Below are 21,489 nucleotides of genomic sequence, written 5' to 3'. Positions count from 1 at the left end.
CGGCGTCAACGCCCGATGAGTTATCCACAGATGGTCGTTCTTTATCCCCAGGGGTTCTGTGGATTTTTCTGCAGGCTGTGGATAACTCAGCGGATAGCCCTGGGCAGAGCTATGTTCACCGGGTCGTGGCCGTGGCTTCGGCTGCTACTTCCACTGCGTGGAGACGCCGAATCCGGCGGCGATGAAGCCGAAGCCCACGACGATGTTCCAGTTGTCCAGCTGGTCGATGGGCAGTGAGCCGTCGCTGACGTAGAAGACGACGATCCAGGCGAGCCCGATGATGAACATGGCCAGCATCACGGGAGCGACCCAGGCACGGCTGTTCAGCTTGATGCTGGTCGTCTGCTTCGCCGGCGGCGGCGTGTAATCGGCCTTCTTGCGGATACGTGACTTCGGCACGAGGGTCTCTCCTGTCGATGCGCTGCGTGGCCGCGCAGGGAACTGTGGCTGGCTCCGGGGCAGCGTACAAGGGGACTCTTGGGCTCCCCCGGGCGTCCGTTAGCGTAGTGCTTCCGCGGCGCCGAAGGAGATAAGGGTACGTTGAGCAATTCTGCCGACTCCCCCCAGGCCGGATCCAGCCCTGAACCCAAGCGGGGTTTCCGGCCCGTGCGCGTGCTCACGGTGGCCGTCTTCGCCCTCGCCGGACTCATTTTCTTCACCAGCTTCAATACGGCCAAGGGCACCAATATCCGCACGGACACGTCCTTGCTGAAGCTTTCCGACCTCATCCAGGAGCGCAGCCGCAAGAACGGCGGACTGGACGACTCCAACGCCCGCCTGCGCCACGAGGTGGAGTCCTTCGCCGAGCGTGACGACGGCAGCAGCAAGGCGCAGGACGAGAAGCTCGCGAGTCTGGAGAAGGGCGCGGGGACACAGAAGGTGAAGGGCACGGCGATCACCGTCACCCTCAACGACGCCCCGCCGGACGCCACCGCCAAGCTCCCCGGCTACCCCGAGCCGCAGCCCGACTACCTGGTCATCCACCAGCAGGACCTGCAGGCCGTGGTGAACGCGCTGTGGCAGGGCGGGGCCAAGGGCATCAAGGTGATGGACCAGCGGCTGATCTCCACCAGCGCCGTGCGCTGCGTGGGCAACACCTTGATCCTTCAGGGCCGCGTCTACTCGCCGCCGTACAAGATCACGGCGATCGGCGACCCCGGCAAGCTGAACAAGGCGCTCTCGGCGTCCACGGCGATCCAGAACTACATGGTCTACGTGAATGTCTACGGCCTCGGCTGGAAAGTCACCCAGGACGGGACGGTGACTCTGCCCGGCTACTCGGGCACAGTGGATCTGCATTACGCCCAGCCCGTGGAGTGAACCGAACCGTCTCGGGAGCTGCCGGTGCGTCTCGTCATCAGGACCGTCAGCGAGCTGTGCATCACGGTGGGCGCGCTGATCGTCCTGTTCGTCGCCTACATCCTGTTCTGGACCGGTGTGAGCGCGAACGGCGCGATGAACCACCAGATCGACGTCCTGCACAACCAGTGGTCCAGACAGACCGCGCATCCCACGGCGACCGCGGCGGCCGGCAGCTCGGCGAGTCCCCCGGAGCCGGCGCCGTACGTGGCGGGAAAGCCCTTCGCGATCATGTACATCCCGCGGCTTGGTTTCACGTGGAACAAGCCCGTGCTGGAGAACACTGAAGTGAGCACCCTGAAGAAGGGCCTCGGGCACTACGCGAACACCTCCCAGCTCGGCCAGGAGGGCAACTTCGCGGTCGCCGGGCACCGGCGCACGTACGGCGATCCGTTCGTGGACTTCCCCAAGCTGCGTCCCGGTGACGCGGTCGTGCTGACCGACGGGACCACCTGGTTCACGTATCGGATCGACAAAGGCCCCTACAAAACCGTGCCCACGGACGTTGAGGTGATCGACCCTGTGCCACGTAAGTCGGGGTATACACGCGAGGGCCGCTATCTCACGCTGACCACATGCGATCCGGAGTGGGGACACAGTCATCGCCTGATCGTGTGGGCGCACCTGGATTCCACACAGCCTGTGGAGGCCGGGAAACCAGCGGCCCTGCGCCGTTAGTCTGGTGCGGGTACGGCGTGCATCTGGTGCCGTGACGGAACGGAAGGGACGGCATGTACGGCTGGATCTGGCGGCATCTGCCGGGGAACGCGTGGTTGAAGGCGCTGATCTCCCTCGCGCTGGTCCTGCTGATTGTCTACGTCCTCTTCCAGTACGTCTTCCCGTGGGCCGAGCCGCTGCTGCCCTTCAACGATGTGACGGTGAACAACCAGTGAGCGCTCGGATTCTCGTCGTCGACAACTACGACAGCTTCGTCTTCAACCTCGTCCAGTACCTGTACCAGCTGGGTGCCGAGTGCGAGGTCGTGCGCAACGACGAGGTGTCGACGGCGCACGCACAGGACGGCTTCGACGGGGTGCTGCTGTCGCCGGGTCCGGGCAAGCCGGAGGAGGCGGGCGTCTGCATCGAGATGGTGCGGCACTGCGCGAAGACCGGTGTGCCGGTCTTCGGCGTGTGCCTGGGCATGCAGTCGATGCAGGTGGCGTACGGCGGTGTGGTGGACCGTGCGCCGGAGCTGCTGCACGGCAAGACCTCGCTGGTCGAGCACGGGGGCAAGGGCGTCTTCGCCGGCCTGCCGACGCCCTTCACCGCGACCCGCTACCACTCCCTCGCCGCCGAGCCGCAGACGGTGCCGGCCGAGCTGGAGGTCACGGCCCGCACGCACGACGGGATCGTCATGGGCCTCAGGCACCGTGAACTCCCGGTCGAGGGCGTGCAGTTCCACCCGGAGTCGGTGCTGACCGAGCACGGCCACCGGATGCTGGCCAACTGGCTGGTGGAGTGCGGCCACCAGGACGCGGTGGCGAGGTCGGCGGGGCTCGCCCCGGTGGTGGGCAGGGCCACGGCGTGACCGCGCTGCGCCCCGAGCGCGAGTCCAGCGCCTCGTACGGGCAGGAGCCGTACGAGGCGTCCGGTGCGTTCGAGGACTGGTCCGTCGGGCAGCAGGCGTATCAGCCGCCGGTCGACGAGACCGCATATCTGCCGCCCGTCGACGACGAGACGGTGGCGCTGCGGATACCGGAACCGCCCCCCAGTGGGTTCATATCGGCGTCTGACGCCTCAACAACCCCATCCGGCACGGGAATCGCCACGGGTGGCCGTGCGGCCCGCAGAAAGGCCGCCAAGCGCCGTCATGGGCGTCACGGGGGCCACGCGGCAGGTGCATCGGCATCGACGTCGGCTTCGGCTTCGGACGCCGGCGAGGCGACCTCGCGGGCGCCGCTCTCGCGCGTCGAGGCGCGGCGGCAGGCCCGCGCCCGTAAGCCCGGCCCGGCCGTCGTCGCGAGCAGGGCGGTGGGCGAGCTGTTCATCACCACCGGCGTGCTGATGCTGCTCTTCGTCAGCTACCAGCTGTGGTGGACGAACATCCGGGCGCATGCGGCGGCGGACAAGGAGACCAGCAGCCTGCAGAACGACTGGGCGAGCGGCAAGCGCGCGCCGGGCACGTTCGAGCCAGGGCAGGGCTTCGCGATCCTCCACATTCCCGAGCTGGACGTGGTCGTACCGATCGCCGAGGGCGTCAGCAACAAGAAGGTGCTCGACAAGGGCATGGTCGGCCACTACAGCGAGGGCAAGCTGAAGACGGCGATGCCGTCCGCCAAGACCGGCAACTTCGCGCTCGCGGGCCACCGCAACACCCACGGCGAACCCTTCCGGTACATCAACCGGTTGAAGAAGGGCGACGAGGTCGTCGTCGAGACGCAGGACGAGTACTACGTCTACAAGATGACGTCGACGCTGCCGGTGACGTCGCCGAGCAACACGAGCGTGATCGCGCCCGTGCCGCCGCAGTCGGGCTTCACAGAGCCGGGGCGGTACATCACGCTGACGACCTGTACTCCGGAGTTCACCAGCAAGTACCGGTTGATCGTCTGGGGCAAGATGGTCGAGGAACGGCCGCGCAGCAAGGGCAAGCCGGATGCGCTCGTCGAGTAGGGACAGATGAACGTGGCAGCGACCACCGACGGCACTCAAGAGGACACCGACGCGCCCGCGGCGCCACCGGCACGGCGCCGGCGACCCGGCCCCATCGCGACAGCGGTGAGCGTCTTCGGTGAACTCCTCATCACGGCGGGCCTGATCCTGGGCCTCTTCGTCGTCTACTCCCTGTGGTGGACGAACGTCGTCGCCGACCGCGCGGCGAACAAGCAGGCCGACAAGGTGCGCGACACCTGGGCCCACGAGAAGGACAGCGGTCCCGGTGCCCTGAACACCAAGAACGGCATCGGCTTCCTGCACGTCCCCGCCATGAAGAACGGCGAGGTCCTGGTCGAGAAGGGCACGTCCACGAACGTCCTCAACGAAGGCGTCGCCGGCTACTACACCGACCCCGTCAAGGCCGCCCTCCCGATGACCGGCAAGAAGGGCAACTTCACGCTCGCCGCCCACCGCGACGGTCACGGCGCGAAGTTCCACAACATCGACAAGCTCCGCAAGGGCGACCCGATCGTCTTCGAGACGCGCGACAAGTGGTACGTCTACAAGGTCTACGACATCCTCGACGAGACCTCGAAGTACAACGTCAAGGTCCTCTCGCAGGTCCCGAAGGAGTCGGGGAGGAACAAGGCCGGCGACTACATCACGCTGACGACGTGCACGCCGGTGTACACCTCGCGCTACCGGTACGTGGTCTGGGGGGAGTTGGTGCGGGTGGAGAAGGTGGACAGTAAGAGGACTCCGCCGAAGGAACTGCACTGACGTGACCTGCTGTCGCCCGTCGGCCGTGAGCCCGATGACATCGACGCCCCGGTCTCCATGACCGCCCTGTACGACGACGTTGGTGCATCCGTCACGGATCAGCAGTTTGGCTACGTGGCGCTCGAAGGCGCTGCACTCCGGTCCGGAGCGCGATCAGCTCCTTGCGGTGTTCGCCCGAGGTTTCGATCAGGGCGTTGAACATTGGTACGACCGTCTTGCCGAGGATGTGGGTGATGCGTTGGTCGATGCGGTCGTCGAGGGAGACGGTGTCCCTGTGGATGGAGTTATCCACAGGCTGCGTGCGCGGCAGGTACTCCATGTCCAGGAGGTCGGCGGGAGAAGAGGGCGAGCGACCTCGTGCGTGACTGGGTCCCACTGAGGTTCTTGAAGGACCTCAGTTCTTCGCCGGTCAACAGGCTATAGCCGTTAGCTTCCAGCTCCGTTCGGTGGTCTTTGACGAGCGACTTGATGGCTTCGAGCCCTACCTCGAAGTACGCGGCCACCATCGCCGTCGTCACATGCATCCCGTCCGGCAGCAGCCCACTGGATCAACGAGTTGTCACATATGAAGACACGATCGGTGGACGTACTGGTGTGCGTCGTGCAGCCGACGTGCACGCCGGTCGCTACGACGCCGAGAGCCCCGGCCCCCTGCGAACAGGGAGCCGGGGCTCTGTCGTAGCTGCCGGAGGAACTATCCGGTGGTACCGCCGAAGAAGTTGGTACCGCCGTTGTTTCCGCCGTTGTTGCCCCCGCCCCCGGCGGTGACCAGGTTCACCGCTGTGCCCTGGTTGACCGTGCTGCCCGGAGCCGGGTCCGAGGTGAGGACGATGGCGTTGTCGTCCTGCGAGCCCTGGATGTTGCCCACCTGCAGGCCCGCCTGCTGGAGGGCGTTCTTGACGTCCTTGAGCTTCTGGCCCTGGAGGTTCGCGGGGACCTGGACCTGCTGGTTCTGCTGGGCCTTGCCGATCTGGATGTTCACCGAGGAGTTCTTCTTGACCTGGGTGCCCGCCTGCGGGTCGGTGCTGACGACCTTGCCGACCAGGTTGGGGTCCTGGGTGTCGACCTCGGTGCAGTTGCCCGTCAGGTTGTTGGCCGTCATCTGCGCCTTGGCATCGTCACAGCTCTTGCCGGAGACGTCGGGCACCGGGACCGTTTCCGCGGCCTTGGCGATGGTGAGGGTGATCGTTGAACCCTTCTCCCGCTCCTTGCCGCCGATCGGGTTCTGGTCGAGAACCTGGTTCGCAGGCTCCGAGGACTCACGGGTCTTCGTCTCGACATTGAACTGGTAGTCGTTGCCCTCGAGCTTCTGCTTGGCTGCGTCGAGTTGCAGGCCGATCACGCTCGGGACCTGGACCTTCGGAGCGCCCGTCGACACCACGATGTTGACGGTGGAGTTCTTCTTGACCTCGGTCCCCTTCGCGGGGTCCGAGGAGCAGACGTTGCCCTTGGTCTGGGACTCGCAGGGCTGTTTCTTGACCGTGCCCAACTTGAGGTCGCTGTTGGTGAGCTGACTCTCGGCGTCGGACTGGCTCAGGCTGACGAGGTTCGGCACCTTCACTGTGTCGTTGCCGACACCGCCGTTGCCGCTGAACGCCCACTTGCCGATCAGGATCGCGCCCACCAGCACCAGGATGCCCGCCAGTATCAGCAGGATCGTGGAGGTGTTGGACTTCTTCTGTCGGCGGCGGTCCGGGCGGTCGTCGTAGCCGTAGCCGCCGTCGTCCGGGTTCATCGGCGGCAGCATCGACGTGGCGCCGCCGTCCGTGGCGCGCAGGGCCGTGGTCGGCTGGTCGTCGCCGTAGCCGCCGTAGCCGACCGAACCCATGGCCGCCGTGGCCGCGACCGGCTGGCCGTCGAGGCAGGCCTCGATGTCCATGCGCATCTCGTCGGCGGACTGGTAGCGGTAGTTGGGGTCCTTGACCAGGGCCTTGAGGACGATCGCGTCCATCTCGGGCGTGATCTCGGGGTCGAAGACGGACGGCGCCTGCGGCTCCTCACGGACGTGCTGGTAGGCGACCGCGACCGGGGAGTCCCCGACGAACGGGGGCCGCACGGTGAGCAGTTCGTAGAGCAGGCAGCCCGTGGAGTACAGGTCGGAACGCGCGTCGACCTGCTCGCCCTTGGCCTGCTCGGGCGAGAGGTACTGCGCGGTGCCGATGACCGCCGCGGTCTGCGTCATGGTCATGCCGGAGTCGCCCATGGCGCGGGCGATGCCGAAGTCCATGACCTTGACCTGGCCGTTGCGGGTCAGCATGACGTTGGCCGGCTTGATGTCGCGGTGGACGATGCCGGCACGGTGCGAGTACTCCAGGGCCTGGAGGATGCCGATGGTCATCTCCAGGGTGCGCTCGGGCAGGAGCTTGCGGCCGGAGTGCAGGAGCTCGCGGAGCGTGGAGCCGTCCACGTACTCCATCACGATGTACGGGATCGAGACCCCGTCGATGTAGTCCTCGCCCGTGTCGTAGACCGCGACGATCGCGGGATGGTTGAGCGAGGCGGCCGACTGGGCCTCCCGGCGGAACCGGGCCTGGAATGACGGGTCGCGTGCGAGGTCCGCCCGCAGCGTCTTCACCGCCACCTGGCGCCCGAGGCGGGTGTCATGCGCGAGGTATACCTCCGCCATGCCACCACGACCGAGCACCTGGCCCAGTTCGTACCGGCCGCCGAGGCGACGCGGCTCTTCCATAGCTACCTACCAGCCCTCTCCGTCGGTCCCGACCGTCACTCGTGTGCGGCCGGAGGCTGCCGTCCGGGCCTACCGTACCCGGATCGCATTGTGTGACCTGGCCAAGCCCGTCACCCGATACAGGACCGGTATCGCAACGTGCACCGATGTGAAGGGGACGTGAGCGGGGTCACTTCTTGGAGTTGATGACCGCCTCCATCACGCTCTTGGCGATGGGCGCCGCGAGACCGCCGCCGGAGATGTCGTCACGGTTGGCGTGGTCGTCCTCGATGACCGTGGCCACGGCCACCGGCGAGCTGCCGTCGGGGAGCTTGGCGTAGGAGATGAACCAGGCGTACGGGTTCTTGCTGTTGGCGACGCCGTGCTGCGCGGTACCGGTCTTGCCGCCGACGGTGACGCCGGGGATCTGCGCGTTGGTACCCGTGCCCTCCTTGACGACCGTCTCCATCATCGACTGCAGGATCTGCGCGTTCTTCGACGACAGGGGCTGGCTCATCTCCTGCGGGTCGGTCTGCGCGATGGTGTCGAGGTTCGACGACTGGAGCTTGTCGACCATGTACGGCTTCATCAGCTTGCCGTCGTTGGCGACCGCGGAGGCGACCATGGCCATCTGCAGCGGCGTCGCGGCGGTGTTGTACTGGCCGATCGAGGAGAGCGCGGTCTGCGAGGAGTTCATGTTGTCGGAGAACACCGAGGCCGCGGAGCGCGTCGGCGTGAACTGCTCCTGGTCGAAGCCGAACTTCTTCGCCTCCGAGAGCATCTTGTCGTTGCCGAGGTCGGCACCGATCTTGCCGAACACGGTGTTGCAGGACACCTTGAGAGCGGTCCGCAGCGTCGCGTTCTTGCAGGGGATGTTGCCCTCGTTCTTCAGCTCGGTCGTGGTGCCCTTCATGATGTAGGGCAGCGGCGAGTTCGTGGCCGAGTCGGCCGAGTTGTACAGGCCGTTCTCCAGCGCGGCCGCGGCCGTGACCACCTTGAAGGTGGAGCCGGGCGGGTAGGTCTCGCGCAGCGCCCGGTTGAGCATCGGGTCCGCGGAGTTGTTCTTCTTCTGAAGCTTGGTCCAGTTCTTGGAGTCCGTGTCGGTCGAGTTGCCGGCGAAGGACGAGGGGTCGTACGACGGGTAGGAGGCCAGCGCCAGGATCTTGCCCGTGGACGGGTCGATCGCGGCGACGGCGCCCTTGCCGCCCTGGGACTTCAGACCGTCGTAGGCGGCCTTCTGCGCGGCCGCGTTGAGCGTGGTGACGACGTTGCCGCCCTGCTTCTGCTTGCCCGTGATCATGTCGAGGGTGTTGCGGAAGAAGAGCCGGTCGTCGGTGCCGGTGAGGATGCCGTCCTCGATGGACTCCAGCTGGTTGGCGCCGAAGGCCTGCGAGGCGTACCCCGTGACCGGCGCCCACATCGCGCCGTCCTTGTAGGTGCGCTTGTACTCGAGGTCGTTCAGGCCGCTCTTGCTGGTCTTGGTGGAGCCGGTGATCGGGTCGCCGTTGACGATGATGTCGCCGCGCGGCGTGGAGTAGCGCGCGATGGTGACGCGGCGGTTCTCGGGGGCGTCCTTGAGGCTGTCGGCCTTGACGTACTGGAGCCAGTTGTCGCGCAGCAGCAGCGTGAGGACCAGCAGGCCGCAGAAGATCGCGATCCGGCGCAGGGGCTTGTTCATGACGGGCGGACCACCTGGGTCATCTCGGCGTCGGGGTTGCCGACGGGCGCGGGCGCCGGGCGGCGGGCGGTGTCGCTGATACGGATCAGGATGCCGATCAGGGCCCAGTTGGCGATGACGGAGGAACCTCCGTACGCCAGGAACGGCATCGTCATACCGGTCAGCGGGATCAGGCCCATGACGCCGCCGGAGACCACGAAGACCTGGAGGGCGAAGGCGCCGGAGAGACCGACGGCCAGCAGCTTGCCGAAGGGGTCGCGGGCGGCGAGGGCGGTGCGCACGCCGCGCTCCACGATCAGCCCGTAGATCAGCAGGATCGCCATGATGCCGGCCAGGCCCAGTTCCTCGCCGAAGGTGGCGAGGATGAAGTCGGAGTTGGCGGCGAAGCGGATGAGGTCGGAATGCCCCTGGCCCCAGCCGGTGCCGAGGGTGCCGCCGGAGCCGAACGCCCACAGGGCCTGCATCGCCTGCTCGGAGTGGATGCCGGTGACGCCGGGGGTGCGGCTCAGCTTGTACTCGCGCATCGGGTTTAGCCAGGCCTCGACGCGGGTCTGGATGTGCGGCTCGAAGCTCGCGACGCCGACCGCGCCCACCGCTGACATCAGCAGACCGAAGACGATCCAGCTGGTCCGCTCGGTGGCGACGTACAGCATGATGACGAACATTCCGAAGAACAGCAGCGACGTGCCGAGGTCGGTCTCGAAGACGAGGATGAGGATCGAGATGAGCCAGACGACGATGATCGGGCCGAGGTCGCGGCCGCGCGGAAGGTATAGGCCCATGAAGCGACGGCTGGCGAGGGCCAGCGCGTCCCTCTTCACCATCAGGTAGCCGGCGAAGAACACCGCCAGCACGATCTTCGCGAACTCACCGGGCTGGATGGTGAATCCGCCGATCGAGATCCAGATCTTGGCGCCGTAGACGTTGAGGCCGAGGCCCGGGACCAGCGGGAGCAGCAGCAGCGCGAGAGCGACCACCATGGAGATGTAGGTGTAGCGCTGCAGGACGCGGTGGTCCTTGAGGAAGATCAGCACGACGACGAACAGGGCGATGCCCATCGCGGTGTACAGCAGCTGGTTGGTCGCCTTGCCGCCGGCCACGTGGATGGACTGCAGCAGCTTGGACTGGTCAAGCCGCCAGATCGCGACGAGCCCGAGGCCGTTCAGCAGCGTCGCCAGGGGCAGCAGCAGCGGGTCCGCGTACGGGGCGAACTTCCGCACCACGAGATGTCCGACGCCCGCGAGCAGACCGAGCCCGAGCCCGTAGCTCAGCAGGCCGGCCGGCACCTTGTCGTCGATGGCCAGGCCCACGTTGGCGTACGCGAACACGGGGATGGCCACCGCGAACACCAGGAGCGCGAGCTCGGTGTTGCGCCGGCTCGGTGCGCCGATCGCGCCGATCGTGGACGTGTGATGCGTCGATGTGTTGGTAGTACTGCTCATCGTGTGACAGGGCCTCTCACGGCTTGCCTACTGCTTACCGCACAGCGAGACGACCTTCTGCTCATCCTCCGAGAGGCTGGGGCCGGGGCTGGGGGTGGGAGCGGTCGCTGATTTGGACGGGGTCGGTGAGGTCGAGGGGCTCGGTGATGCCTTGGACGTGAGGGAGGTCTTTGTGGTTCCCGTGGTGCCGCCCGCCTGGCCCGTGCCGGTCTTCGAGTTGTTCTCGCTCTCGGCCGCCTGCCGCTCGGACTCCTTCTTGCACGCGGAGGCCTGCACGGCCAGCTCGTTGATCTTCGACCGGGCGTCGGTCAGACCGCCCTCGGCGATCGTGTTCTTGACCTGCTTCTGCTGGTACGGCGGCAGGTACTTGAGTTCGATCTCGGGGTGGTCCTTCTCCACCTTGGACAGCGAGACCCAGGCCAGGTCCTGGCTGATGCCCCGGTAGAGCGCGACGTGCTCGGCCTTGGTGCCGACGTAGTACTGCGTCTGCGTCCAGCGCCAGCCGCCGTACAGGCCGCCGCCGATGACGGCGAGCGCGAGCACGATGTAGAAGGATCTCTTCGCCCACCTGCGGCCCTTGCTGGGCTTGACGAAGTCGTCGTCGGTGTAGTCGCCGAAGCTGCCCGCCGGGACGTAGCCGGTGGTGTCGCCGGAGCCGGGCGGACCGAACTCGCCGCCCCCGCCCTGCCCCGGGACCTGGCGGCCGAGGCCGGAGGCGCGGCCCGCGGGCGTCTGCATGATGCCGTTGTCGTGCAGCTGGTGCTGGTTCTCGGCGACCGCGCCGACCACGACAGGGGTGTCGGAGAGCTGCCCGGCGAGGGTGTCCGAGGTGTCCAGGTCCAGTACGTCGGCGATGATGACCGTGATGTTGTCGGGGCCGCCGCCGCGCAGCGCGAGCTGGATCAGCTCCTGCACGGTCTCCTGCGGGCCCTGGTAGCTGGCGAGGGTGTCCTCGAGCGTCTGGTGCGAGACCACGCCCGACAGGCCGTCGGAGCAGATCAAGTAGCGGTCGCCGGCGCGTACTTCACGGATCGACAGATCGGGCTCGACGTGCTCGCCGCTGCCCAACGCCCGCATCAGCAGGGAGCGCTGGGGGTGGGTGGTGGCCTCTTCCTCGGTGATGCGGCCCTCGTCGACCAGCCGCTGCACCCAGGTGTGGTCCTGCGTGATCTGGGTGAGGACGCCGTCGCGCAGCAGGTACGCGCGCGAGTCGCCGACGTGCACGAGGCCGAGCCGCTGGCCGGTCCACAGCAGGGCGGTGAGCGTCGTGCCCATGCCCTCCAGCTGCGGGTCCTCCTCGACCATCGCGCGCAACTGGTCGTTGGCACGCTGCACGGCGGTGCCGAGGGAGGTGAGGATGTCGGAGCCCGGCACGTCGTCGTCGAGCGCGACGATGGTGGAGATGGCCTCGGAGGAGGCGACCTCGCCGGCCGCGGCGCCGCCCATGCCGTCGGCGATCGCGAGCAGGCGCGGACCGGCGTATCCGGAGTCCTCGTTGCCCTCCCGGATCATGCCTTTGTGCGATCCGGCGGCGAAGCGCAGTGACAGACTCATGCGCACCTCGCCCGTCGGCTCCGGGTACATCCGCACGGTGCCCACCCTCCGGTCGGGAGCGCGCCGAGGCCCCTGGTGGGGGCCGCCGCTGCGTGCTCGCTCCGCTCGCTCATTGTCGTACTACTTCCGCAGCTCGATGACTGTCTTGCCGATGCGGATCGGCGCGCCCAGCGGAATCGGCGTGGGGGTCGTCAGCCGGCTCCGGTCGAGGTACGTGCCGTTGGTGGATCCCAGGTCCTCGACGATCCAGTTGCCGTCGCGGTCCGGGTAGATCCTGGCATGGCGGCTGGAGGCGTAGTCGTCGTCCAGCACGATCGTGCTGTCGTGCGCCCGGCCGAGGGTGATGGTCTGGCCCTGCAGCGCGACGGTCGTGCCGGTGAGGGTGCCCTCGGACACCACCAGCTTGGTGGGGGCGTTGCGGCGCTGGCGGCCACCACCGCCGCCGCCCTGCTGACGCTGCTGCGGAGGCGCGGCCTGCTGCCGGGCGGCCTGCTGCGGCCGCCCGCTCTCGCGCCGGGACCCGCGCTGAGTGACGCGCGTTCCGAACAGGTCGCTGCGGATGACCTGCACGGCCACGATCACGAACAGCCACAGAACGGCCAGGAAACCCAGCCGCATGACCGTGAGGGTCAGCTCTGACATTGCCCCCGCTTCACCCTTCGGCTTGCCGGTAAATGATGGTGGTGCTGCCCACGACGATCCGCGAGCCGTCGCGGAGCGTAGCGCGGGTGGTGTGCTGCCCGTCCACCACGATGCCGTTGGTGGACCCGAGATCCTGGATCGTCGAGGGCGTTCCGGTCCGGATCTCACAGTGCCGGCGCGAGACGCCGGGATCGTCGATCCGCACGTCGGCCTCGGTGCTGCGGCCCAGCACCAGAGTCGCGCGGGAGATCTGGTGGCGGGTGCCGTTGATCTCGACCCAGTGGCGGGTGCGGCCGCCTGCCGCAGGGGCGGCAGGAGGCCGCTGGCCGCCGGCGGGCTGCGGGTAGCCGTAGCCGCCGGGGCGCGCGCCGGGAGGCGGCGCGGCCGGCATGGGCGGGGCGCCCGCGGGCGCGGCGGCCGGCGGATAGCCGTACCCTCCGCCGGGACGGCCCGCGGCCGGTGCCGGCGGCGCGGTGGGCCCGCCCGCCTGCTGGTTCGTGGTGGAGGCGAGCGTACGGCTGCGCACCCGGTACAGGCCGGTGTCGAGGTCGTCCGCCTTCTCGAGGTGGACCTTGATGGGGCCCATGAAGGTGTAGCGCTGCTGCTTGGCGTAGTCGCGCACCATGCCGGCGAGCTCGTCGCCGAGCTGGCCGGAGTAGGGGCTGAGCCGCTCGAAGTCCGGCGTGCTCAGCTCCACGATGAAGTCGTTGGGGACGACGGTCCGGTCGCGGTTCCAGATCGTCGCGTTGTTGTCGCACTCGCGCTGGAGCGCGCCGGCGATCTCCACGGGCTGGACCTCTGACTTGAACACCTTCGCGAAGGTGCCGTTGACCAGACCTTCGAGACGCTGCTCGAACTTCTTCAGGACTCCCACGGGGCACCTCCTCCGATGTCGCTGCCGTCCTGCGTCCCGCCTGTCGGGACCTGCCTTACCTGGTACTGCTTACTGATCGTATCCACGCGCGGGTGAATCGGCTGGTTCCCCCTGTCGGCCTGGTCGACGGGTGTCGACGCTGGACGAAGTCCGCTTCGGAAGTTCCCTCCGAAGCCGTCCTTCGAACTCCTCCCACGCACTCCTTCTGCCCAGGATCGTAGAGGTGGCCGCAGACAAGTGTCCCGCACCTGACTGTGGACTCTGCCCGGCTCCTGGGGAGACGGACAGGACCGGTACGAGGTTGATACGTGAACCGGCATCCGTCGATACGGAACGCGGACCCCGGACGATCGATCACTTCCCGGACCGGATCGGGAGACGTGCCTGGTGGGCGGCTGCCCCAGGGAAAGGGATGTGAACCCACCCCTGCCAGCGTGCTAATGTTCTGCGTGTCGGAAGGCGCCAGGCCCCAAGGGGCGGAGGCCGGAAGACACACCCAATGCGCGGGTGGCGGAATAGGCAGACGCGCTGGATTCAGGTTCCAGTGCCCGCAAGGGCGTGGGGGTTCAACTCCCCCCTCGCGCACCAGCTGGAAGCCCCCAGGTCCCAGACCTGGGGGCTTCCGCGTTCTCCGGAGCGGTGTGAGGCTCATTACCCCGTGAGGACAATCACAACCCCGCTCCACGCGATCGCGGAGCGGGGTTATCCACAGGCGTGTACTTCTCCACAGGGTCTGACGCACTCCGGTCACCGGCTGTACGGTCTCCACGAGTTGATGTTCGTGCGGGTGCGGGGGAGGCGGTTCGGCGTGACCGGAATCGGTGAGGCACAAACCGGAATCGGTGCGGCACAAACGGCGGAGTCGCCGGTACGTCGGCTTCCGCAGGTGCGCGGGTTCGCCACCTGGCCGCCCGAGGGGTCGCCCAGGGCCGAGGGCAAGGCGCTGCGCAGGAGCGTGCCGCGCCGTGCGCACTCCGCGCTCGACCTCGACGGCGCCCGGCCGCACGCGGTCGCCGCGCTGGAGGAGTCCCACCGCGGCCGGATCCCCGAGCTCACCCCGATAAGGGCGGGCCGGATGGCCGCCACGCCCTTCGCCTTCCTGCGCGGCTCGGCGGGCCTCATGGCGTACGACCTCGCGCGCACGCCCATGACCCGCATCCGCGCACAGATCTGCGGCGACGCCCACGCGGCGAACTTCGGTCTCTACGGCGACCCACGCGGCGGTCTGGTCATCGACCTGAACGACTTCGACGAGACGGTCCACGGCCCGTGGGAGTGGGACCTCAAGCGGCTGGCCGCCTCCCTCGTGCTCGCCGGCCGGGAGGCGGGCGCGGACGAAGACCACTGCCGCAAGGCGGCCTACGACGCGACCGGCGCCTACCGCCGCACCATGCGCCTGCTCGCCAAGCTCCCGGTGCTGGACGCGTGGAACGCCATCGCGGACGAGGAGCTCGTCTCGCACACCGACGCCCACGACCTGCTCGGCACGCTGGAGCGGGTCTCCGAGAAGGCGCGGGCCAACACCAGCGGGCGCTTCGCGGCGAAGTCGACGGAGCAGGCCGAGGGGGGCGGGCGCCGCTTCGTGGAGTCCCTTCCGGTGCTGCGGCGGGTGCCGGACGAGGAGGCCGTGGCGGTGGCGACGGCCCTCGAGGAGTACGTGACGACGCTCGCCGAGGACCGGCTCCCGCTGCTGGCCCGGCACGCGGTGCACGACGTCGCCTTCCGGGTCGTCGGCACGGGCAGCGTGGGCACGCGGTCGTACGTCGTGCTGCTCCTGGACCACCGGGGGGAGCCCCTCGTCCTCCAGGTGAAGGAGTCCCGTCCCTCGGTCCTGGTGCCGCACCTGATGACCGCGGGCTTCGAGGTGCCGGAGGTGGCGCACGAGGGCCGCCGCGTGGTGCTCGGGCAGAAGCGCATGCAGGTCGTCAGCGACATCCTGCTGGGCTGGACGTCGGTGGACGGACGGCCGTTCCAGGTACGGCAGTTCCGCAACCGCAAGGGCAGCGTCGACCCCGCGGCCCTGGCCGCCGACCAGATAGACGACTACGGCCGCATGACCGGCGCCCTGCTCGCCCGGGCCCACTCGCACAGCGCGGACCCGCGGCTGATCGCCGGGTACTGCGGCAAGAACGAGGAGCTGGACGAGGCGATCGCGGACTTCGCCGTCGCGTACGCCGACCGCACGGAGGCCGACCACGCCGATCTCACCGCCGCGGTGCGGTCGGGGAAGGTCGCGGCGGAACTCGGGGTGTGAGCAGCAGGGCCGGGAGGGGCGCCGGATGAAGTACGTCGACCTCGACGGACGGGACGGTGAGGTGACGGGGATCATCGACCCGCGCCCCTACCTCGCGCGGCTTCCGGTGCTGGCACGGCAACTGCCGCCGGGGGCGCGGGCGTTCGCCACGGAGCCGGGGCATTACGACTTCTCCGGCAAGCGGTGCGTGAAGGACCTCGTGCCGCAGGGGGTCCGCCGGACCGGGGACGACGAGATCGAGATCCGCTTCGGCCACAACTGCTTCAAGCACGACGAGGACCTCCTCGTCCGGTACACCGGGGTCTCCCGCTTCCAGGTGGACGTCCTGGACATCTGCGACGTGACCGCCCTGGGCGACGTGATCCTCGACGAGGTCCTCCCGCACGACGGCGGCTGCACGCACGAGATCGCGTGCCGGCCGGGGACGATGGTGGTGGCGTGCCGGGATCTGGCGGCGGAGTGGGTGGACGCGGACTGTCCCGAGGCGCGGGAGCGGGAGCGGGGGCGGTGAGCCGCAGCCGGACCGGTGCGGGCGTCGCCGTCAGGACGAGGTCGGGCGTCGTCAGGACGAGGTCGGGCGTCGTCGTCAGGACGGTGCGGGCTTGCCGTCCGGGCCCTGCGGGCGTCGTCGCTGGTCGGGGGCGTTGCCGTTGGTGCGGCGGAGGGCCCGGCGGACCGTGGCCTAGGCTGGTCGCGTGACGAGCCCGGATGCTGAGCAGGGTGGTGTCGCCGGTGAGACGCAGGCGACGCCCGAGGACGGTGCGCCGCGCCCCGAGGAGCGCCTGGAGCGGGCCGTGCGGGCCGCCGAGCAGGCGCTGATCGAGTACGAGATCGCGGTGGAGACCTTCCGGGTGGAGGTCGAGAACTTCTCCCGGCTGCACCACCAGAAGCTCGGCCCGATGTACGCCCGCCTCGACGAGCTGGACGCGCAGATCGCGGAGGCGCGTGCCGCGCGCACCGGCGATCCGGAGGACCGGCGCAAGGCGGAGGAGGCACGCGCCCGGGTGATGCCGATGCCCGGCGTGGAGGAGCTGTTCCACGGCTGGATGGACGGCGACGGGCTCTTCCCCGAGGCCGCGGCGATGCTCACGGAGCAGCCCGTGCGGCCTCCGCAGCGGGTGCGACCGAGCGACGAGGCCCGCAAGCTCTACCGCGAGCTGGCCCGCAAGGCCCACCCCGACCTGGCGCAGGAGGACGGCGAGCGGGCGCGGCGCGAGGAGTTCATCACCCGGGTCAACGCCGCCTACGCGCGCGGCGACGAGCCCCTGCTGCGGGAGCTGGCCGAGGAGTGGGCGAAGGGGCCGGTGCCGGCGGAGCGCCGCCCCAGCGAGAGCGAGGAGCTCTACGCCCGCCTCGAGTGGCTCGCCCAGCGCAAGGAGATGCTGACGCTGGTCGCAAAGGATCTGGAGGAGAGCGCGATCGGCTCGATGCTCCGGATGGCGCCGGACGATCCCGACCAGCTCCTGGACGAGATCGCCGAGAAGCTTCTGGCGGACGTCTCCCGGCGCGAGGAGGAGCTGGCCGAGCTGCTGGGCTAGGCGGGGCGTCGGGTAGCGTCTCAGGCATGCATTTCGGAGCTGGTGTGCCCACGGTGGAGGTCTCGGACCTCAAGGACGGCGACTTCCTGCTGGACGTCCGCGAGGACGACGAGTGGCAGGCGGGCCACGCCGAGGGGGCACTGCACATCCCCATCAGCGAGTTCGTGGCCCGCTACGGCGAGCTGACCGAGGCCGCCCCGCAGGACGGCCGCGTCAACGTCATCTGCCGCTCCGGCGGACGCTCGGCGCAGGTCGCGATGTACCTCGTCCAGCAGGGCGTCGACGCCGTGAACGTCGACGGCGGCATGCAGGTGTGGGCGGCGGCGGGCCGGCCCGTCGTGACGAACGACGGTCAGCCCGGATTCGTCCTGTAGATCTCCCCGACGTCCCGGACCTCCCGGATCTCCCGGACCTTCGGGACCTTCGGGATCTGCTGGTTCGCCCGGCCGGTCAGCCGAGTGGGTGGGCCGCCAGCAGGTCGCCCAGGGCCTCCTCGTGCGCCGCCGCCGGGCCGAGCTGGAGTTCCAGGTGCTTGGCCCAGGCGTGGTACCGGTGCAGGGGGTATTCGACGTCCGCGCCGAATCCGCCGTGCAGATGCTGTGCCGTCTGCACGACCCGTCGTACGCCCTCGGAGGCCCAGATCTTGGCGACCGCGAGGTCGCCGGAGGCGGGCAGCACGCCGGGCGCCCCCGAGGCGATGCGCCACGCGGCCTGCCACAGGGTGACCTCCATCGCGCGCAGGTCGATGAAGCGGTCGGCGGCCTGTACGGCGACGGCCTGGAAGGTGGCGACGGGGAAGCCGAACTGCTCCCGCTTGCCGGTGTATTCACTCGTCATGGCGAGGACCCGTTCGCCCAGGCCGAGGGCCAGCGCGCAGGTGCCGCAGGTCAGCAGGGAGCGCAGCCAGTCCCAGGCGCCGTCGGCGTCGATGACGTCGTGGGCCGCGATCCGTGCCGACTCCAGGCGCAGTTCGCCGAGCCGCTCGCCGGCGGTGGAGATCTGCTCGCCGAGGCCGGTGCCAGGGTGCGTCCGCGGGATCACGGCGAGGAGGGTGCGATCGGTGGCCGTGCGGGCCGGTACGACGAGGAAGTCGGCGGTGTGGGCCCACGGCACCGCCGTCTGCACGCCGTCCAGAATCCACGCGTCGCCGTCCTGCCGCGCGGTGACGGCGAGTTCGGCCGGGTCGTGGCCGCTGCGGCCGTTCGCGGCGACGGTCAGCACCACCTCGCCCCGCCCGGCCCGGGCGAGCAGCGCCGACTTCAACTCCTCGCCGCCGTAAGCCTGTACGGCCGCCACGGCCGCGACGGACTCCAGCAGCGGCACGCGCGCCAGCACCTTGGCCGACTCCCGCAGCACCAGGCAGAGGGCGATGGCGTCCAGGCCCGCGCCGCCGTGCTCCGGGTCGAGCAGCAGGCTGAGCAGGTCCGCCTCGGCGAGCTTCGCCCACAGCGTGCGGTCGAAGTCGTCGGCGACGGTGCCCGCGACGAGCGAGGGACTGGGCACCGTGTCCGGCGCGACCGGGGCGAACACCCCGCGCGCCGCCTCGGCCGCCGCCTGCTGCTCCTCGGTGAAGGTGAAGTCCACGGTCCTGTCCTTCCGGCGGTCCGTTGATCTGACGGGTCGTCAAGATAGAACAGGTTCTAGAAGAAGGGAACGGGGCGTCGGGGTTCGGGCTCGCTCCAGACCGACCGTTCGGTTATGTGGCCCGGCACTGGGCCGAACGCCGTAAGGTGTCAACCGCCGTGGATGACCCGCGCGCGTGGCCTGTGGACAACTGGGGGCGGCCTCGTGTGCGCCGCGGCGAGGTCGACCGACCGGGCTGCGCCGAGCGGGCGGGCCTGAGTACGGTGCCCTGCGAGTGCGGTGGTGCGGTGCGGACGGGCGGTACGGCGCTCCGCGGCCGGCGGCCGGAAGACAGACCGGGATCGAAAGACGGGCGGCAATGGACGCGTACGGCACAGACTCCGACGCCCGGCACGGGCCGGACGGTCCTGGCACCACGCCCGAGCCGGAGGGGCCGCCCGAACCGTCCGACCGGCCGGACCAGCCCTCTGACCAGGACGACGGGCCGGACCAGTCCTCTGACCAGGACGACGGGCTGGACCAGCTCTCTGACCAGGATCATCGGCCGGACCAGTCCTCTGACCCGGATCGTCACCCCGAGCTGATCGTCCCGCCCCGGCCGGACGCCCCGGACGCCCCGTACGCCGAGACCCGCACCGGTGTCGCCGCGCTCTCCCCCCGCTACCAGATAGGGGCCGCGCTGGCGCTGGCGGTCGTCGCCGTCGCCGTCTGCGTGCATCTCGGCATGGTCTTCCTGCACGTCGCGCCGTCGAACACGCTGACCAAGGCGCACGGCAAGGCGATCGACGAGTGGGTCTACCCGGAGTTCGAGCAGAACTGGAAGCTCTTCGCGCCCAACCCGCTCCAGCAGAACATCGCCGTCCAGGTCCGCGCCGAGGTGCAGGCGAAGGACGGCGGAGTGCGCACCACCGGCTGGTACGACCTGTCCGCCGAGGACGGCCGGGCCATCGACGGCAATCTGGTGCCCAGCCACACCCAGCAGAACGAGTTGCGCCGGGCCTGGGACTTCTTCGTCGCCACGCACGACAGCGACAACCGCCCCTCGGGTGTGCGCGGCGCCCTGTCCGAGAACTACCTGCGGCGCATCGTGGCGCTGCGCCTGGAGCGCGACGACGCAGCCGGGAAGGGCGGCGTGGTCGACCGGGTCCAGGTCCGTTCCAGCACCACCAACGTGGCCCCGCCCAGGTGGAGCGCGGAGAGGATCTCGGACAAGCCCATGTACCGTGTGCTGCCCTGGTGGCCGGTCACGACCGCCGACACCGACGGAGGCGCCGAGTGAACCGCTTCGCCCTGTCGGTCTCCTCCGCCATCGCCCGTGTCACCGAGTCGGCCCTCGGCCCGTACCAGACGGCCGTCATCCGCATCGGCTTCAGCGCGACCTGGCTGCTGTTCCTGCTGCGCGAGTTCCCCCACCGCGAGGAGCTCTACGGTCCCGGCGGCCCGTGGAGCTGGGACGACGCCCAGCAGTTGATCGCGGTCAACCATGCCTTCACGGCCCTGATGTGGTCGGACGGCCGCGCCTGGTTCGAGATCGTCTACGTGCTCGCCGTGCTGGCCGGCGCGCTGCTGCTGCTCGGCTGGCGCACCCGCACCATGTCGGTGCTGTTCATGATCGGCGTGCTCTCTCTGCAGAACCGCAGCGTCTTCGTCGGGGACGGCGGCGACAACGTCCTGCACCTGATGTCGGTCTACCTCGTGTTCACGCGCTGCGGGCAGGTCTGGTCGCTGGACGCGCGGCGGGCCCGGCGCGCGTCCGAGGCACGCGCGCGTGGGGAGCGTGTGCCGGACCGGCTCGGTCCGGCGCTGTGGGCCGTGCTCGGGTTCGCGCTGGTCGCGGTGACCGCTGGCGGCAGGTTCGACGGCGTCGACGCGACCGTGCCGGTGATCGTGTGGGCGGTGTGGGCCGCGCTCGCCGTGCGCTGGGTCGTCGGGCGCCGTGCGAAGACCGCGGAGCCCCGGATACTGCTGGACGTCGTCGGCAACATCGTGCACAACGGCGCCCTCCTCGTGATCATGGCCGAGGCCTGTCTGATCTACGCGACGGCCGGCTGGTACAAGATCCAGGGCACCCGCTGGCAGGACGGCACGGCGGTCTACTACCCCCTCCACCTCGACTACTTCTCGCCCTGGCCCGCGCTCGCCGACCTGCTGTCGTCCAGCGGCACGATGGTGATGCTCGTGACGTACGGGACCGTCATCGTGCAGGTCGCCTTCCCCTTCACGCTGTTCAACCGGCGGGTGAAGAACGTCCTGCTGGCGGTCATGATGACCGAGCACGCCGTGATCGCCGTGGTCCTCGGCCTGCCGTTCTTCTCGCTCGCGATGATCACGGCGGACTCCGTCTTCCTGCCGACGTCGTTCCTGCACCGGCTCGGCGGCTGGGTGGCACGCGCGCGTGGCCGCGTCTTCGCCCGCGGCGGCCGGGTGACACTGCCCGGGCCACGCGTGCCGGAGAACCCCGAGCCCACGCACGCGAGCTCCACGGCGTGAGCCCGCGGCGCACGCGCGCGTGAACCCGGAT

The 21,489-nt window shown here is 69.2% G+C and carries 21 protein-coding genes and 1 tRNA gene; 13 read left to right on the top strand and 9 right to left on the bottom strand.

Translation table 11 applies throughout. From position 1 onward, the window contains the following. Window positions 1-144: 144 nt before the first annotated feature. Window positions 145-399, bottom strand: coding sequence for a cell division protein CrgA (crgA, locus tag ACIBN2_RS27185; RefSeq protein WP_399138030.1), 255 nt, complete (start codon window positions 397-399; stop codon window positions 145-147). Between the two features lie 141 nt (window positions 400-540). Between crgA and ACIBN2_RS27180 the strand changes: the two genes are divergently transcribed. The 6 genes from ACIBN2_RS27180 to ACIBN2_RS27155 are packed head-to-tail and all read left to right on the top strand — an operon-like array spanning window position 541 to window position 4,734. Next, window positions 541-1,320 (top strand): DUF881 domain-containing protein, encoded by a 780-nt coding sequence (locus ACIBN2_RS27180; protein WP_399138028.1) that lies wholly within the window; start codon window positions 541-543, stop codon window positions 1,318-1,320. Between the two features lie 24 nt (window positions 1,321-1,344). After that, a complete protein-coding gene (locus tag ACIBN2_RS27175) occupies window positions 1,345-2,037 on the top strand; it encodes a class E sortase (RefSeq protein WP_399138026.1) in 693 nt (230 codons plus the stop codon). Between the two features lie 53 nt (window positions 2,038-2,090). Next, on the top strand, window positions 2,091-2,252 hold the full coding sequence (locus tag ACIBN2_RS27170) for a hypothetical protein (RefSeq protein WP_399138024.1): 162 nt from the start codon (window positions 2,091-2,093) through the stop codon (window positions 2,250-2,252). Beyond that, window positions 2,249-2,887 carry an aminodeoxychorismate/anthranilate synthase component II gene (locus ACIBN2_RS27165; RefSeq protein WP_399138022.1) on the top strand — a complete coding sequence of 213 codons (639 nt, stop codon included), beginning with the start codon at window positions 2,249-2,251 and terminating at the stop codon, window positions 2,885-2,887. Before ACIBN2_RS27170 ends, ACIBN2_RS27165 begins: the two co-directional genes overlap by 4 nt. Continuing rightward, the gene (locus ACIBN2_RS27160; RefSeq protein WP_399138020.1) at window positions 2,884-3,972 is read left to right on the top strand and encodes a class E sortase; all 1,089 of its coding nucleotides are present in this window, start codon (window positions 2,884-2,886) and stop codon (window positions 3,970-3,972) included. Before ACIBN2_RS27165 ends, ACIBN2_RS27160 begins: the two co-directional genes overlap by 4 nt. Window positions 3,973-3,984: 12 nt before the next feature. Then, the gene (locus ACIBN2_RS27155; RefSeq protein ID WP_399138019.1) at window positions 3,985-4,734 is read left to right on the top strand and encodes a class E sortase; all 750 of its coding nucleotides are present in this window, start codon (window positions 3,985-3,987) and stop codon (window positions 4,732-4,734) included. A 91-nt stretch (window positions 4,735-4,825) separates the two neighbouring features. Here the strand turns inward: ACIBN2_RS27155 and ACIBN2_RS27150 are convergent, their stop codons facing one another. From ACIBN2_RS27150 to ACIBN2_RS27120, 7 genes are all read right to left on the bottom strand, one after another. After that, window positions 4,826-5,053 (bottom strand): hypothetical protein, encoded by a 228-nt coding sequence (locus ACIBN2_RS27150; protein WP_399138017.1) that lies wholly within the window; start codon window positions 5,051-5,053, stop codon window positions 4,826-4,828. 375 nt (window positions 5,054-5,428) lie between these two features. Then, a complete protein-coding gene (gene pknB, locus ACIBN2_RS27145) occupies window positions 5,429-7,423 on the bottom strand; it encodes a Stk1 family PASTA domain-containing Ser/Thr kinase (RefSeq protein ID WP_399138016.1) in 1,995 nt (664 codons plus the stop codon). Between the two features lie 169 nt (window positions 7,424-7,592). Continuing rightward, window positions 7,593-9,080, bottom strand: coding sequence for a peptidoglycan D,D-transpeptidase FtsI family protein (locus ACIBN2_RS27140; protein WP_399138015.1), 1,488 nt, complete (start codon window positions 9,078-9,080; stop codon window positions 7,593-7,595). Further along, a complete protein-coding gene (locus ACIBN2_RS27135) occupies window positions 9,077-10,522 on the bottom strand; it encodes an FtsW/RodA/SpoVE family cell cycle protein (RefSeq protein ID WP_399138013.1) in 1,446 nt (481 codons plus the stop codon). Before ACIBN2_RS27135 ends, ACIBN2_RS27140 begins: the two co-directional genes overlap by 4 nt. A 27-nt stretch (window positions 10,523-10,549) precedes the next feature. Continuing rightward, the gene (locus ACIBN2_RS27130; protein WP_399138241.1) at window positions 10,550-12,106 is read right to left on the bottom strand and encodes a Stp1/IreP family PP2C-type Ser/Thr phosphatase; all 1,557 of its coding nucleotides are present in this window, start codon (window positions 12,104-12,106) and stop codon (window positions 10,550-10,552) included. A gap of 90 nt (window positions 12,107-12,196) precedes the next feature. Beyond that, the gene (locus ACIBN2_RS27125; protein ID WP_399138011.1) at window positions 12,197-12,718 is read right to left on the bottom strand and encodes an FHA domain-containing protein; all 522 of its coding nucleotides are present in this window, start codon (window positions 12,716-12,718) and stop codon (window positions 12,197-12,199) included. Between the two features lie 10 nt (window positions 12,719-12,728). Beyond that, window positions 12,729-13,592: an FhaA domain-containing protein gene (locus ACIBN2_RS27120; protein ID WP_399138009.1), complete on the bottom strand. Its 864-nt coding sequence runs from the start codon at window positions 13,590-13,592 to the stop codon at window positions 12,729-12,731. A 501-nt stretch (window positions 13,593-14,093) separates the two neighbouring features. On the opposite strand from ACIBN2_RS27120, the gene ACIBN2_RS27115 reads away from it, so the two are divergent. From ACIBN2_RS27115 to ACIBN2_RS27095, 5 genes are all read left to right on the top strand, one after another. Further along, window positions 14,094-14,180, top strand: a tRNA-Leu gene (locus tag ACIBN2_RS27115). A gap of 187 nt (window positions 14,181-14,367) precedes the next feature. Next, window positions 14,368-15,846 carry a DUF2252 domain-containing protein gene (locus ACIBN2_RS27110; protein ID WP_399138240.1) on the top strand — a complete coding sequence of 493 codons (1,479 nt, stop codon included), beginning with the start codon at window positions 14,368-14,370 and terminating at the stop codon, window positions 15,844-15,846. Between the two features lie 25 nt (window positions 15,847-15,871). After that, on the top strand, window positions 15,872-16,357 hold the full coding sequence (locus tag ACIBN2_RS27105; protein WP_399138007.1) for a hypothetical protein: 486 nt from the start codon (window positions 15,872-15,874) through the stop codon (window positions 16,355-16,357). A gap of 184 nt (window positions 16,358-16,541) precedes the next feature. Beyond that, window positions 16,542-17,384 carry a hypothetical protein gene (locus ACIBN2_RS27100; protein WP_399138006.1) on the top strand — a complete coding sequence of 281 codons (843 nt, stop codon included), beginning with the start codon at window positions 16,542-16,544 and terminating at the stop codon, window positions 17,382-17,384. Between the two features lie 44 nt (window positions 17,385-17,428). After that, entirely contained in the window at window positions 17,429-17,758 is a 330-nt protein-coding gene (locus ACIBN2_RS27095) for a rhodanese-like domain-containing protein (protein WP_399138238.1), read from the top strand. Between the two features lie 76 nt (window positions 17,759-17,834). Here ACIBN2_RS27095 and ACIBN2_RS27090 read toward each other — a convergent pair whose 3' ends face one another. After that, on the bottom strand, window positions 17,835-18,968 hold the full coding sequence (locus ACIBN2_RS27090; RefSeq protein WP_399138004.1) for an acyl-CoA dehydrogenase family protein: 1,134 nt from the start codon (window positions 18,966-18,968) through the stop codon (window positions 17,835-17,837). Between the two features lie 358 nt (window positions 18,969-19,326). On the opposite strand from ACIBN2_RS27090, the gene ACIBN2_RS27085 reads away from it, so the two are divergent. Together ACIBN2_RS27085 and ACIBN2_RS27080 are read left to right on the top strand one after the other, a co-directional pair. Continuing rightward, on the top strand, window positions 19,327-20,247 hold the full coding sequence (locus tag ACIBN2_RS27085) for a DUF5819 family protein (RefSeq protein ID WP_399138002.1): 921 nt from the start codon (window positions 19,327-19,329) through the stop codon (window positions 20,245-20,247). Further along, window positions 20,244-21,458 carry an HTTM domain-containing protein gene (locus ACIBN2_RS27080; RefSeq protein ID WP_399138000.1) on the top strand — a complete coding sequence of 405 codons (1,215 nt, stop codon included), beginning with the start codon at window positions 20,244-20,246 and terminating at the stop codon, window positions 21,456-21,458. The genes ACIBN2_RS27085 and ACIBN2_RS27080 overlap by 4 nt, the downstream gene beginning before the upstream one ends. Window positions 21,459-21,489 lie beyond the last annotated feature (31 nt).

Origin of the sequence: Streptomyces sp. NPDC050534, from assembly GCF_044457745.1 — a bacterium.
Lineage (GTDB): Bacteria > Actinomycetota > Actinomycetes > Streptomycetales > Streptomycetaceae > Streptomyces.
The sequence above is the reverse complement of the archived record's forward strand: the minus strand, read 5'-3'. Positions and strand labels throughout refer to the sequence as shown.

Bases quoted from the DNA above. Each gene is read 5' to 3' on its own strand.
- ACIBN2_RS27170 (WP_399138024.1), top strand. From the start codon at position 2,091: ATGTACGGCTGGATCTGGCGGCATCTGCCGGGGAACGCGTGGTTGAAG.
- ACIBN2_RS27150 (WP_399138017.1), bottom strand. From the start codon at position 5,053: ATGGAGTACCTGCCGCGCACGCAGCCTGTGGATAACTCCATCCACAGG.
- pknB (WP_399138016.1), bottom strand. From the start codon at position 7,423: ATGGAAGAGCCGCGTCGCCTCGGCGGCCGGTACGAACTGGGCCAGGTG.
- ACIBN2_RS27140 (WP_399138015.1), bottom strand. From the start codon at position 9,080: ATGAACAAGCCCCTGCGCCGGATCGCGATCTTCTGCGGCCTGCTGGTC.
- ACIBN2_RS27135 (WP_399138013.1), bottom strand. From the start codon at position 10,522: ATGAGCAGTACTACCAACACATCGACGCATCACACGTCCACGATCGGC.
- ACIBN2_RS27130 (WP_399138241.1), bottom strand. From the start codon at position 12,106: ATGTACCCGGAGCCGACGGGCGAGGTGCGCATGAGTCTGTCACTGCGC.
- ACIBN2_RS27125 (WP_399138011.1), bottom strand. From the start codon at position 12,718: ATGTCAGAGCTGACCCTCACGGTCATGCGGCTGGGTTTCCTGGCCGTT.
- ACIBN2_RS27110 (WP_399138240.1), top strand. From the start codon at position 14,368: ATGTTCGTGCGGGTGCGGGGGAGGCGGTTCGGCGTGACCGGAATCGGT.
- ACIBN2_RS27105 (WP_399138007.1), top strand. From the start codon at position 15,872: ATGAAGTACGTCGACCTCGACGGACGGGACGGTGAGGTGACGGGGATC.
- ACIBN2_RS27085 (WP_399138002.1), top strand. From the start codon at position 19,327: ATGGACGCGTACGGCACAGACTCCGACGCCCGGCACGGGCCGGACGGT.